Annotated in this window: 11 protein-coding genes; 10 read left to right on the top strand and 1 reads right to left on the bottom strand. The window is 72.7% G+C overall.

The genetic code is table 11. From position 1 onward, the window contains the following. The first annotated feature begins 156 nt into the window (after window positions 1-156). The 8 genes from AB0J04_RS37415 to AB0J04_RS37380 all read left to right on the top strand — a co-directional run bounded on the left by AB0J04_RS37415 (window position 157) and on the right by AB0J04_RS37380 (window position 8774). On the top strand, window positions 157-1263 hold the full coding sequence (locus AB0J04_RS37415; RefSeq protein ID WP_363173079.1) for a quinone-dependent dihydroorotate dehydrogenase: 1107 nt from the start codon (window positions 157-159) through the stop codon (window positions 1261-1263). After that, window positions 1260-2102, top strand: coding sequence for an orotidine-5'-phosphate decarboxylase (gene pyrF / locus AB0J04_RS37410; protein WP_363173078.1), 843 nt, complete (start codon window positions 1260-1262; stop codon window positions 2100-2102). The genes AB0J04_RS37415 and pyrF overlap by 4 nt, the downstream gene beginning before the upstream one ends. Before the next feature lie 279 nt (window positions 2103-2381). Beyond that, a complete protein-coding gene (locus tag AB0J04_RS37405; RefSeq protein ID WP_003977346.1) occupies window positions 2382-2705 on the top strand; it encodes an integration host factor in 324 nt (107 codons plus the stop codon). A gap of 60 nt (window positions 2706-2765) precedes the next feature. Continuing rightward, window positions 2766-3359 carry a guanylate kinase gene (gene gmk, locus AB0J04_RS37400; RefSeq protein WP_363173077.1) on the top strand — a complete coding sequence of 198 codons (594 nt, stop codon included), beginning with the start codon at window positions 2766-2768 and terminating at the stop codon, window positions 3357-3359. 68 nt (window positions 3360-3427) lie between these two features. Then, complete coding sequence (gene rpoZ / locus AB0J04_RS37395; RefSeq protein WP_003988945.1) at window positions 3428-3700, top strand: DNA-directed RNA polymerase subunit omega; 273 nt, start codon at window positions 3428-3430, stop codon at window positions 3698-3700. A 111-nt stretch (window positions 3701-3811) separates the two neighbouring features. Beyond that, on the top strand, window positions 3812-5014 hold the full coding sequence (gene coaBC, locus AB0J04_RS37390; protein ID WP_363173076.1) for a bifunctional phosphopantothenoylcysteine decarboxylase/phosphopantothenate--cysteine ligase CoaBC: 1203 nt from the start codon (window positions 3812-3814) through the stop codon (window positions 5012-5014). A gap of 239 nt (window positions 5015-5253) precedes the next feature. Further along, window positions 5254-6462, top strand: coding sequence for a methionine adenosyltransferase (gene metK / locus AB0J04_RS37385; protein WP_351919869.1), 1209 nt, complete (start codon window positions 5254-5256; stop codon window positions 6460-6462). Window positions 6463-6593: 131 nt separating this feature from the next. Then, on the top strand, window positions 6594-8774 hold the full coding sequence (locus tag AB0J04_RS37380) for a primosomal protein N' (RefSeq protein ID WP_363173075.1): 2181 nt from the start codon (window positions 6594-6596) through the stop codon (window positions 8772-8774). Window positions 8775-8876: 102 nt separating this feature from the next. Here AB0J04_RS37380 and AB0J04_RS37375 read toward each other — a convergent pair whose 3' ends face one another. Beyond that, window positions 8877-9428, bottom strand: coding sequence for a hypothetical protein (locus AB0J04_RS37375; RefSeq protein ID WP_363173074.1), 552 nt, complete (start codon window positions 9426-9428; stop codon window positions 8877-8879). A 280-nt stretch (window positions 9429-9708) separates the two neighbouring features. Here AB0J04_RS37375 and fmt point away from each other — a divergent pair, with 280 nt between their 5' ends. After that, window positions 9709-10641, top strand: a complete 933-nt coding sequence (gene fmt / locus AB0J04_RS37370; protein ID WP_363173073.1) for a methionyl-tRNA formyltransferase — start codon at window positions 9709-9711, stop codon at window positions 10639-10641. A 310-nt stretch (window positions 10642-10951) separates the two neighbouring features. Then, window positions 10952-12379: a transcription antitermination factor NusB gene (locus tag AB0J04_RS37365; RefSeq protein ID WP_363173072.1), complete on the top strand. Its 1428-nt coding sequence runs from the start codon at window positions 10952-10954 to the stop codon at window positions 12377-12379. Window positions 12380-12455: the final 76 nt, after the last annotated feature.

Raw genomic sequence — 12455 nt, 5'->3', positions numbered from 1 at the left:
TGGCACAACGACAAAACCGGGCAACCGATCAAACGGTCGCTGACCGCCTACGATCACTGACCGCAACGACACCCCTTGGACTCATTCATCTAGCAGCCGAAGAGGGGGACACCGAGGAAACGGTGTCCCCTTCTTCGTGCCCTTCATGAGGGAACCATGTACAAGATCTTCTTCAATCTCGTCTTCAAGCGGATGGACCCGGAGCAGGCCCACCACCTGGCCTTCCGCTGGATCCGGCGCGCCGCCCGCGTCCCGGTGCTGCGCACGTTCGTCGCGGCCGCCCTCGCCCCCCGCTACGAGGAACTGCGCACCGAGGCCTTCGGGCTGCGCATGCACGGCCCGTTCGGGCTCGCCGCCGGCTTCGACAAGAACGCGGTCGCGATCGACGGGATGTCGATGCTGGGCTTCGACCACGTCGAGATCGGCACGGTCACCGGGGAGCCGCAGCCGGGCAACCCCAAACAGCGGCTGTTCCGGCTCGTGAAGGACCGGGCGCTGATCAACCGCATGGGCTTCAACAACGAGGGCTCGCTCGCCGTCGCCGCGCGCCTCGCCTCCCGTACGGCCGTCTTCAAGCCCGTGGTCGGCGTGAACATCGGCAAGACCAAGGTCGTCCCCGAGGAGGAGGCCGTCGGCGACTACGTGAAGTCCGCCGAGCGGCTCGCGCCGTACGCCGACTATCTGGTCGTGAACGTGTCCTCGCCGAACACGCCGGGGCTGCGCAACCTCCAGGCCACGGAGGCGCTGCGCCCCCTCTTGAGCGCCGTCCGCGATGCCGCCGACCGCGTGGTGACCACGCGCCGGGTCCCGCTGCTGGTGAAGATCGCCCCGGACCTGGCGGACGACGACGTCGACGCGGTCGCCGACCTGGCCGTCGAACTCGGACTGGACGGGATCATCGCCACGAACACCACCATCGCGCGCGAGGGCCTCGGGCTGACGTCCGACCCCTCCCTGGTGAAGGAGACCGGCGGGCTGTCCGGAGCGCCCCTCAAGGCCCGCTCCCTGGAGGTACTGCGACGCCTCTACGCGCGCGTGGGCGACCGCATCACCCTCGTGGGCGTCGGCGGCGTCGAGGACGCCGAGGACGCCTGGCAGCGCATCCTGGCCGGCGCCACCCTGGTCCAGGGGTACAGCGCCTTCATCTACGAGGGCCCCTTCTGGGGACGCGCGATCCACAAGGGCCTGGCCGCCCGGCTGCGGACGAGCCCCTACGCCACTCTCGCCGACGCGGTCGGCGCCGACGTGAGGAAGACGGCATGACCCTGGAGCCCTTCGGCGCGCGGCTGCGTCGTGCCATGGACGAGCGTGGACCCCTCTGCGTCGGCATCGACCCGCACGCCTCCCTGCTCGCCGAGTGGGGTCTGAACGACGACGTCGCCGGCCTGGAGCGGTTCAGCCGCACGGTCGTCGAGGCGACGGCGGACCGGGTCGCCCTGCTGAAGCCGCAGAGCGCGTTCTTCGAGCGGTTCGGCTCGCGCGGGGTCGCGGTCCTGGAGAAGACGGTGCAGGAGGCGCGGGCGGCCGGCGCCCTGGTCGTGATGGACGCCAAGCGCGGCGACATCGGCTCGACCATGGCCGCGTACGCCGAGTCGTTCCTGCAGCCGGACGCCCCGTTGTTCTCCGACGCCCTCACGGTCTCGCCCTACCTCGGCTACGGGTCCCTGTCGCCGGCGGTGGCCCTGGCCCGCGAGAGCGGCACCGGACTGTTCGTGCTGGCGCTGACCTCCAACCCGGAGGGCGGCGAGGTCCAGCACGCGGTGCGGGCCGACGGTCGCGACGTCGGCGCGACGATGCTGGCGCACCTGGCCGCCGAGAACGTGGGGGAGGAGCCGCTGGGCTCCTTCGGCGCGGTCGTCGGGGCCACCCTGGGCGACCTCTCGACGTACGACCTCGACATCAACGGCCCGCTCCTCGCGCCCGGCGTCGGCGCCCAGGGGGCGACCCCGGCCGACCTTCCCCGGGTCTTCGGGTCCGCGGTGCGCAATGTCGTGCCGAACGTCAGCCGAGGTGTGCTGCGTCACGGTTCCGACATCGTCGCTCTGCGTGACGCGGTGGATCGGTTCGCGCAAGCGGTCCGGGCCGCCGTGGCCTCCGCCTGACGGGCCGCGACCGCCCGACCGGGGGCTCGGTCGGGCGGCCCTGGGCCGACTTGAGTCTGGATACATCCTCAAATCCAGGGCAGTATGTCTTAAATGTCCGGCCCTGCGGAGGCTGACCAGGACTTTTCCTGGGTTCTCGCTGACTCTGGCGGAGTTGGCCGCTAGTCTCCGACGGAGAGTGAACGGGCAGCGCGTGTTGCTCGTAACTCACCAGGTGTGGGGCGACTAGGTTCCTCACCGGTCCGTATCCGACAGTTCGACATCCGAGGTGACGTAGGCGTGGCTCTTCCGCCCCTTACCCCCGAACAGCGCGCAGCCGCGCTCGAAAAGGCCGCCGCGGCTCGCCGGGAGCGGGCCGAGGTCAAGAATCGACTGAAGCACTCCGGCGCCTCGCTTCACGAGGTCATCAAGCAGGGTCAGGAAAACGACGTCATCGGCAAGATGAAGGTCTCCGCCCTCCTGGAGTCGCTTCCGGGCGTGGGCAAGGTCCGCGCCAAGCAGATCATGGAGCGACTCGGCATCTCCGAGAGCCGCCGCGTGCGCGGCCTCGGTTCCAACCAGATCGCCTCCCTGGAGCGGGAGTTCGGCAGCACCGGCTCCTGATTCCCGGGTCCTGCGGGAACGGAGTCCCGGGCACTCCGGGATTGCTGGAATAATCGCTGCATGGCTGCAACATTCCGGGGGACGACCCCCGAGCCCCCGGACGTACGTCCGCGGCTGACCGTGCTCTCCGGCCCCTCCGGGGTCGGCAAGAGCACGGTCGTCGCCCATATGCGCAAGGAACACCCCGAGGCCTGGCTCTCGGTGTCGGCGACGACGCGGAGGCCTCGCCCCGGCGAGCAGCACGGAGTCCACTACTTCTTCGTCTCCGACGAGGAGATGGACAAGCTGATCGCCAACGGCGAACTGCTGGAGTGGGCCGAGTTCGCCGGCAACCGCTACGGCACTCCGCGCACCGCGGTGCTGGAGCGCCTGGAGTCGGGCGAGCCGGTGCTCCTGGAGATCGACCTCCAGGGCGCCCGGCAGGTCCGCGAGTCCATGCCGGAGGCCCAGCTGGTGTTCCTGGCTCCGCCCTCCTGGGAGGAGCTGGTGCGCAGACTGACCGGGCGGGGCACCGAACCGCCCGAGGTGATCGAGCGCCGGCTCGAGGCCGCGAAGATCGAACTCGCGGCCGAGCCGGAGTTCGACGTGACCCTCGTCAACACCTCCGTCGAGGACGTGGCGCGCGAGCTGCTAGCCTTGGTGGATGTTGTGTGATCACTCGTGCTGAAACCACCGGCGCTGTGATCACGACCGATCTTTTCCCATCCATCGGAAGGTAGAGCGTGTCCTCTTCCATCTCCGCGCCCGAGGGCATCATCAACCCGCCGATCGACGAGCTCCTCGAGGCCACCGACTCGAAGTACAGCCTCGTGATCTACGCGGCCAAGCGGGCCCGCCAGATCAACGCGTACTACTCGCAGCTCGGCGAGGGCCTCCTCGAGTACGTCGGTCCGCTCGTGGACACCCACGTCCACGAGAAGCCGCTCTCCATCGCCCTCCGCGAGATCAACGCCGGTCTGCTGACGTCCGAGGCCGTCGAGGGCCCCGCGCAGTAGTACTTTCAGATCGCGTGTGACTTATCCACAGGCCCGGCAGTGCCACTGCCGGGCCTGTGGTGTGTGATGGACTCGTACGGTGCCGAGCCGCGGAGAGACGGGGGAGAGACGGTGGACAAGCCGAAGGTCGTTCTGGGGGTCAGTGGTGGCATCGCCGCCTACAAGGCCTGCGAACTGCTGCGCAGACTGACGGAGTCGGGGCACGACGTCCGCGTCGTCCCCACCGCCTCCGCGCTGCACTTCGTCGGCGCCGCCACCTGGTCCGCCCTCTCCGGCCACCCCGTCTCCACGGAGGTCTGGGACGACGTCCACGAGGTCCCGCACGTCCGCATCGGCCAGCACGCCGACCTGGTGGTCGTCGCCCCGGCCACCGCCGACATGCTCGCCAAGGCCGCCCACGGGCTCGCCGACGACCTCCTCACCAACACCCTCCTGACGGCCCGCTGTCCGGTCGTCTTCGCCCCCGCGATGCACACGGAGATGTGGGAGCACCCGGCCACCCAGGAGAACGTGGCCACGCTGCGCCGCCGGGGCGCCGTCGTGATCGAGCCGGCCGTCGGCCGCCTCACCGGCGTCGACACCGGCAAGGGCCGGCTGCCCGACCCGGGCGAGATCTTCGAGGTCTGCCGCCGCGTCCTGGCCCGCGGAGTGCGCGAACCGGACCTGACCGGCCGGCACGTCGTGGTCAGCGCCGGCGGCACCCGCGAGCCCCTCGACCCGGTCCGCTTCCTCGGCAACCGCTCCTCCGGCAAGCAGGGCTACGCCCTCGCCCGCACCGCCGCCGCCCGCGGCGCCCGGGTCACCCTGATCGCGGCGAACACCGGCCTGCCGGACCCCGCCGGGGTCGACGTCGTCCAGGTCGGCACCGCCGTGCAACTGCGCGAGGCGGTCCTGAAGGCGGCCCCGGACGCCGACGCGGTCGTCATGGCGGCCGCCGTGGCCGATTTCCGGCCGCAGACCTACGCGGCCGGAAAGATCAAGAAGAAGGACGGCAAGGAACCGGACCCCATCGTTCTTGTGCGAAATCCGGACATTCTCGCGGAGATATCGGCCGACCGGGCGCGCCCCAATCAGGTGGTCGTCGGCTTCGCGGCCGAGACCGACGACGTCCTCGCCAACGGCCGGGCGAAGCTGCGCCGCAAGGGGTGCGATCTGCTGGTGGTGAACGAGGTGGGGGAGCGCAAGACCTTCGGCTCCGAGGAGAACGAGGCACTCGTGCTGGGCGCCGACGGCAGCGAAACCCCCGTGGCACACGGCCCCAAGGAAGCCCTGGCCGAAACCGTATGGGACCTGGTGGCGCGGCGACTGAGCTGACTGTTTGATGCGCTTCGCCGTTGCCGTCCGCCGCTCTCGATTCGGGGCGTGGTGCCCTGGCAAGGGTGCTCGGCATTCGGCAGAATGCCCGTGCCGCAGGTCACAGCGCTCCCGAGAGGCGAGACAGGTGGGCCGGTGGCAGGGCAGGACCGATAAACTGTTCTCGGACGACGCCGGGCGCAGCTCCCGTCGCGTCCGCCAATGATCAGCCAGCAGCCGCTGCAACCCCAGGGAGCGTTGTGTCCCGTCGCCTGTTCACTTCGGAGTCTGTGACCGAGGGTCACCCCGACAAGATCGCTGACCAGATCAGCGACACCATCCTCGATGCCCTGCTGCGCGAGGACCCGACCTCCCGGGTCGCCGTGGAGACCCTGATCACGACCGGTCTGGTGCATGTGGCCGGTGAGGTCACCACCAAGACCTACGCGCCGATCCCCCAGCTCGTGCGCGACAAGATCCTCGAGATCGGCTACGACTCCTCCAAGAAGGGCTTCGACGGCGCCTCCTGCGGCGTGTCGGTGTCCATCGGCGCCCAGTCCCCGGACATCGCGCAGGGCGTCGACACCGCCTACGAGTCCCGGGTCGAGGGCGACGAGGACGAGCTGGACCGCCAGGGCGCCGGCGACCAGGGCCTGATGTTCGGCTACGCCTCCGACGAGACGCCGACCCTGATGCCGCTGCCGATCTTCCTCGCGCACCGGCTGTCGAAGCGCCTGTCGGACGTCCGCAAGAACGGGACCATCCCCTACCTGCGCCCCGACGGCAAGACCCAGGTCACCATCGAGTACGACGGCGACAAGGCAGTCCGTCTGGACACCGTCGTCGTCTCCTCGCAGCACGCGTCCGACATCGACCTGGACTCGCTGCTGGCCCCCGACATCCGCGAGTTCGTCGTGGAGGTGGAGCTGAAGGCCCTCCTGGACGACGGCATCAAGCTCGACACCGAGAACTACCGTCTGCTGGTCAACCCGACCGGCCGCTTCGAGATCGGCGGCCCGATGGGCGACGCCGGCCTCACCGGTCGCAAGATCATCATCGACACCTACGGCGGCATGGCCCGGCACGGCGGCGGCGCCTTCTCGGGCAAGGACCCGTCCAAGGTCGACCGCTCGGCCGCGTACGCGATGCGCTGGGTGGCGAAGAACGTGGTGGCGGCCGGTCTCGCGGCCCGCTGCGAGGTCCAGGTCGCCTACGCGATCGGCAAGGCCGAGCCGGTCGGTCTCTTCGTCGAGACCTTCGGCACCGCCAAGGTCGACGCCGAGAAGATCGAGAAGGCCATCGACGAGGTCTTCGACCTCCGCCCGGCCGCGATCATCCGCGACCTCGACCTGCTGCGCCCGATCTACGCCCAGACCGCCGCGTACGGCCACTTCGGCCGTGAGCTCCCCGACTTCACCTGGGAGCGCACGGACCGCGTGGACGCGCTGCGCAAGGCCGCGGGCCTGTAGGACCGCACCCGCACCGCCTGTACCGGCGGCACGGTGTGTACTGCCCGCAGCCCGCACCGACGTAGAGCCCGGCCTCCCTCGGGGAGGCCGGGCTTCGGCGTCTGTCAGTGGTGTTTGGTAGGAATGCAGGTGTGAGCAGCGAGAACGGGCAGGGGGGCGGTGGCGCGGCCGGGGAGGGCGCGCCACCGGAGCAGCTCGCGCTGATCCGGGAGAGCGTGCGGCAGGCCAAGGTGCCCCGGGCCAAGCCCCGGACGTGGCGGGGGGCCGCGCTGGCCGAGGAGTTGCCGGTCGCGCGGGTGCTCGTCGACAAGGGCGTGCTGCACCTGGACCGGTACTTCGACTACGCGGTACCGGCCGAGCTGGACGCCGACGCGCAGCCGGGCGTGCGGGTGCGGGTGCGGTTCGGGGCCGGCCGCGGGCGGGTGCGGGAAGGGCGGCGCGAGGGCGGCGGGCTCATCGACGGGTTCCTCGTCGAGCGGCTCGCCGCGTCGGACTACGCCGGGCCGCTCGCCGCGCTCGCCCAGGTGGTGTCGCCCGAACCGGTGCTCGGCGAGGAACTGCTGGGGCTGGCGCGGGCCGTGGCCGACCGGTACGCGGGAAGCCTGGCCGATGTGCTGCAACTGGCCGTGCCGCCGCGCAACGCACGCGCCGAGCAGAAGCCGTCGCCCGCGCTGCTTTTGCCGCCGCAGGCGCCGGAGGCCGGAACCTGGGAGCGGTACGAGCGGGGAGGCGCGTTTCTCGAGTCGCTCGCCTCCGGGGGCGCGCCTCGGGCGGTGTGGAACGCGCTGCCCGGGCCCGAGTGGAGCGAGGGCCTCGCCCGGGCCGTCGCCGCGACCCTCGCCTCCGGGCGCGGGGCGCTGGTCGTCGTGCCGGACGGGCGGGTCGCCGCACGGGTCGACGCGGCGCTGACGGCGCTGCTGGGAGCGGGCCGTCATGCGCAGCTCACGGCGGACGCCGGGCCCGAGAAGCGGTACCGGGAGTGGCTCGCCGTGCGGCGCGGGTCGGTACGGGCGGTCGTCGGGACGCGCGCCGCGATGTTCGCGCCGGTGCAGAACCTCGGACTGGTCGCGATCTGGGACGACGGGGACGACAGCCACAGCGAGCAGCACGCGCCGCTGCCCCATGCCCGGGAGGTGCTGCTGCTGCGGGCCGCGCAGGACAAGTGCGGTTTCCTGCTGGGGGGTTGGAGCTGCACCGTGGAGGCCGCCCAGCTCGTGGAGAGCGGGTGGGCACGGCCGCTGGTCGCCGCGCGGGAGCTGGTGCGGCGCAGTGCTCCGCTCGTGCGGACCGTCGGCGACCAGGACCTCGCCCGTGACGAGGCCGCCCGGGCCGCCCGGCTGCCCACCCTCGCCTGGCAGGCGGTCCGCGAAGGGCTGCGGCACGGCCCGGTGCTCGTACAGGTGCCCCGGCGGGGGTACGTGCCGCGGATGGCGTGCGCGCAGTGTCGCGCCGCCGCCCGGTGCCGGCACTGCTCCGGACCGCTGGAGGCGCGGGACGGCGGCCGAGACGGCCGCGACGGGGGCGCACTGTGGTGCGGGTGGTGCGGGCGGGAGGAGAGTGCCTGGCACTGCCCCGACTGCGGGTCGTTCCGGCTGCGCGCTCAGATCGTGGGGGCGCGGCGGACGGCCGAGGAGCTGGGGCGGGCGTTTCCCGCCGTCCCTGTGCGGACGTCGGGGCGCGAGCAGGTGTTGGACACCGTGCCGGGAACGCCCGCGCTCGTCGTGTCCACGCCCGGGGCCGAGCCGGTCGCCGAGGGCGGCTACGCGGCCGCGCTGCTGCTGGACGGCTGGGCCATGCTGGGGCGGCCCGACCTACGGGCCGGGGAGGACGCGCTGCGCCGCTGGATCGCGGCCGCCGCGCTCGTCCGGCCGCAGGGCGACGGGGGGACCGTGGTCGTCGTCGCCGAGCCGACCCTGCGGCCCGTGCAGGCGCTGGTGCGCTGGGATCCCGTGGGGCACGCGGTGCGCGAGCTCGCAGAGCGGGCCGAGCTGGGCTTCCCGCCGGTGTCGCGGATGGCGTCCGTGTCGGGGACGGCGGAGGCGGTGGCCGCGTTCCTGGGCGCCGTCGAACTGCCTCGGGAGGCGGAGGTGCTGGGGCCGGTTCCGGTGCCGGCCGGCCCTGCGGGGCGGCCTCGGCGGCCGGGCGCGCCGCCACCCGGGGACGAGTGGGAGCGGGCGTTGGTCCGGGTGCCGCCGGGGAAGGGGGCGGCGCTGGCCGGCGCCCTGAAGGCGGCGCAGGCGGCGCGGATGGCCCGGGGCGGGGAGGAGGCCGCGCGGGTGCGGGTGCGGATCGATCCGCCGGACATCGGGTGAGGGCGGCGGACTCGGGGGCGGATGTGCGGCTGCCCTCTCGGGGATGGCCGAGAGGGCAGGGGGCGATGCGGGTTGGTGCGGGACGGGCTGGTGCGGGGTCGGTCAGCCGTTGCGTGGGCCGGGGAAGGCGGTCGGCCTCACCTCGTCGCGCAGGGACGGGCTGCCGGCCGTCGGCTGGGTCGGCATCGAGCGGGCGGCGGGGACCGTGGGAACCGTCTGGATGCCCGTGTTCACGCTGACCGTGCGGGCGCCGCTCGGCTCCGTCGGCCGCTCGGCCTCGGCGGTGGTCGCGGTGGCGGTGGCGGTGGCGCGGCGGGCGCCGTAGCGGCGGTGGACCGCCTGCTTGGTGACCCCTAGCGCGGAGCCCACCGCATCCCACGAGAAGCCGAGCGAACGGTCGAAGTCCACCGCCGCGGTGACCAGCGTCTCGACGCTGTCCCGCAGTTCCTGGGCGAGGCGGACCGTCGGGGCGGGGGCGCGTCCGTAGACGACGAAGCCCGTGGAGGGGCCGGAGCGGCGGGGGCGGTAGACGTTGCCCAGCTGGGCGGTGAGGGTGCGCAGTGCGTCCACCTGCCGGCGGACCCGCTCGATGTCCCGCACCAGCAAGTGCAGGCTGGCCCGGGCCTGGGCGTCGTGGGTTGCATGGTCGGCCATGAACAAGCCTCTCGAACCGGCGTTGAAGAAGGTGTGGTCAACTCTTTCTTGACCAACGCGGGTTCGCTCCGCTGGTCACGGTGTGGGGGCGTATGGGCATATGCGTACGCCCCCTGGGGCGGGGTGTGCGCGGCTCGGCCCTCGGCCCTCGGCCTTCGCCGCGTTCCTCTCCCGGCCGCGCACCACCGCGGTCGGCGGCCGTTCCGTTCGGCCGTCCTGTCGTCCGTCCTAAACTTGTGCGTTGCCCGTCGTCCGTTTTCCCGAGAGGTCCCGCCCACTCATGAAGCTCGTCTTCGCCGGTACCCCCGAGGTCGCCGTTCCCGCTCTGGACGCTCTCATCGCCTCCGGGCGGCACGAGGTGGCTGCCGTCGTGACGCGGCCCGACGCGCCTGCCGGGCGGGGGCGGCGGCTGGTCGCCTCTCCTGTCGCCCAGCGGGCCGAGGAGGCCGGGATCGAGGTGCTGAAGCCCGGCAGGCCGCGGGATCCGGAGTTCCTGGAGCGGCTGACGGAGATCGCGCCCGACTGCTGTCCCGTCGTGGCCTACGGCGCGCTGCTGCCCAGGGTGGCGCTGGACATCCCGGCCCATGGCTGGGTCAACCTGCACTTCTCCCTGCTGCCCGCCTGGCGGGGGGCGGCCCCGGTGCAGCACTCCGTCATGGCCGGGGACGAGATCACCGGCGCCTCCACCTTCCTCATCGAGGAGGGGCTCGACTCCGGGCCGGTGTACGGGACGGTCACCGAGGAGATCCGGCCCACCGACACCAGCGGTGACCTGCTCACCAGGCTCGCCTTCGCCGGCAGCGGGCTGCTCGCCGCGACCATGGACGGGATCGAGGACGGCACCCTGAAGGCCGTCCCGCAGCCGTCCGAGGGGATCACCCTCGCGCCGAAGATCAACGTCGAGGACGCCCAGGTCGACTGGGCCGCGCCGGCTCTCCGCGTCGACCGGGTCGTGCGCGGGTGCACCCCCGCGCCCGGCGCCTGGACCGTCTTCCGGGGCGAGCGGCTCAAGCTGATCCATGTCCAGCCCGCGCCCGAGCGCACCGATCTCGCGGCGGGCGCGCTCTCCGTCGGCAAGAACAGTGTGCACGTCGGCACGGGCTCGTACGCCGTCGAGCTGCTGTGGGTACAGGCGCAGGGCAAGAAGCCGATGCGCGCCGCGGACTGGGCCCGGGGCGTCCGCATCGGTGACGACGAGGTCGTCGGCGCGTAAGCCCGACCACGGCACGAGCCTTCCGCCCGGCCGGTTCTGCCGACGGGCCCTGCCCGGCCCGCACCAGGGTTGCTCGCGACGCCGACGCCTGGCCGCCGGACCCGGCCGGGTCCGCGAGCCCGGTCCTCGGCCCGTGAGCAAGGCACGGGCGTGGGCCGGCCCGCTCGGGGCGCCTTCGCGGCCGGCTTCCGGTTCGTGCGCCGGGTTCTGCTGCGGGCTCCCGCCGCGAGCCCCACCCGCGAACTCTCCCCGTCTCGCCGTCGACGTACGCTGGACGCACCTTTCATCCTGCAATCCGGAGCACCTTTTCGTGAGCGATCAGTCCCACCGTTCCCGCACGCCGGGCAAGCCCTACCGCCGGCCCCAGAAGGACCCCGTCCGTCTGCTCGCCTTCGAGGCGTTGCGGGCGGTGGACGAGCGGGACGCGTACGCCAACCTCGTGCTGCCGCCGCTGCTGCGCAAGGCGCGCGAGAAGGAGGGGCCCGAGAAGTTCGACGCGCGGGACGCGGCCCTCGCCACCGAGCTGGTCTACGGGACACTGCGGCGGCAGGGGACCTACGACGCCGTCATCTCCGCCTGTGTCGACCGGCCGCTGCGCGAGGTCGACCCGCCGGTCCTCGACGTGCTGAGCCTCGGCGTGCATCAGCTGCTCGGGACGCGCATCCCGACCCATGCCGCCGTCTCCGCCTCCGTCGACCTCGCCCGGATCGTCCTCGGCGACGGGCGGGCCAAGTTCGTCAACGCCGTGCTGCGCAAGGTCGCGGCGCACGATCTCGACGAGTGGATCGAGAAGGTCGCTCCGCCCTACGACGACGACCCCGAGGACCACCTCGCCGTCGTGCACTCGCACCCGCGCTGGGTCGTCTCCGCGCTGTGGGACTCCCTCGGCGGTGGCCGGGCCGGTATCGAGGACCTGCTGGAGGCCGACAACGAGCGGCCCGAGGTGACGCTCGTCGCCCGGCCCGGGCGCGCCACGACCGACGAACTGCTCCGGGAGGAGGCCGCCGTCACCGGGCGCTGGTCGCCCTACGCGGTGCGGCTCACCGAGGGCGGTGAGCCCGGCGCGATCGACGCCGTCCGGGAGGGGCGGGCCGGCGTGCAGGACGAGGGCAGTCAGCTGGTGGCGCTCGCGCTCGCCGACGCACCGCTCGACGGCCGTGACGAGATGTGGCTCGACGGGTGCGCCGGGCCCGGCGGCAAGGCGGCGTTGCTCGCCGCCCTCGCCGCACAGCGGGGGGCCGCCCTCCTCGCCTCCGAGAAGCAGCCGCACCGGGCGGGGCTCGTCGCCAAGGCGCTGGCCGGCAATCCGGGGCCGTATCAGGTCATCGCCGCCGACGGGACGCGGCCGCCGTGGCGGCCCGGGTCGTTCGACCGGGTGCTGATGGACGTGCCGTGCACCGGGCTCGGAGCCCTGCGCAGGCGGCCCGAGGCGCGCTGGCGGCGTCGGCCGGAGGACCTCGACGGGTTCGGTCCGTTGCAGCGCGGGCTGCTGCGGACCGCGCTGGATTCCGTCCGGGTCGGGGGCGTCGTCGGGTACGCGACCTGCTCGCCGCATCTCGCCGAGACCCGGGCCGTCGTCTCCGACGTGCTCAAGCAGTACCCGGAGGCCGAGCTGATCGACGCGCGGCCCCTGCTGCCCGGCGTACCGGCGCTGGGGGAGGGGCCCGACGTCCAGCTGTGGCCGCATCTGCACGGCACCGACGCCATGTACCTGGCGTTGATCAAGAAGACCGGCTGAGAACCGGGTACGACGACAACGGCAGAGGCCGGCCCGGACGCCCTGAGCGTCGAGCCGGCCTCTGCCGTCTGCTGTG

Source organism: Streptomyces sp. NPDC050263 (assembly GCF_040655955.1).
Classification (GTDB): domain Bacteria; phylum Actinomycetota; class Actinomycetes; order Streptomycetales; family Streptomycetaceae; genus Streptomyces.
Note: the sequence above shows the minus strand (reverse complement) of the source record. Positions and strands in the feature narration are given on the sequence as shown.

Excerpts from the sequence above, each read along its gene's own strand:
- AB0J04_RS37415 (WP_363173079.1), top strand. The coding sequence starts at position 157 with ATGTACAAGATCTTCTTCAATCTCGTCTTCAAGCGGATGGACCCGGAG.
- pyrF (WP_363173078.1), top strand. The coding sequence starts at position 1,260 with ATGACCCTGGAGCCCTTCGGCGCGCGGCTGCGTCGTGCCATGGACGAG.
- gmk (WP_363173077.1), top strand. The coding sequence starts at position 2,766 with ATGGCTGCAACATTCCGGGGGACGACCCCCGAGCCCCCGGACGTACGT.
- AB0J04_RS37375 (WP_363173074.1), bottom strand. The coding sequence starts at position 9,428 with ATGGCCGACCATGCAACCCACGACGCCCAGGCCCGGGCCAGCCTGCAC.
- fmt (WP_363173073.1), top strand. The coding sequence starts at position 9,709 with ATGAAGCTCGTCTTCGCCGGTACCCCCGAGGTCGCCGTTCCCGCTCTG.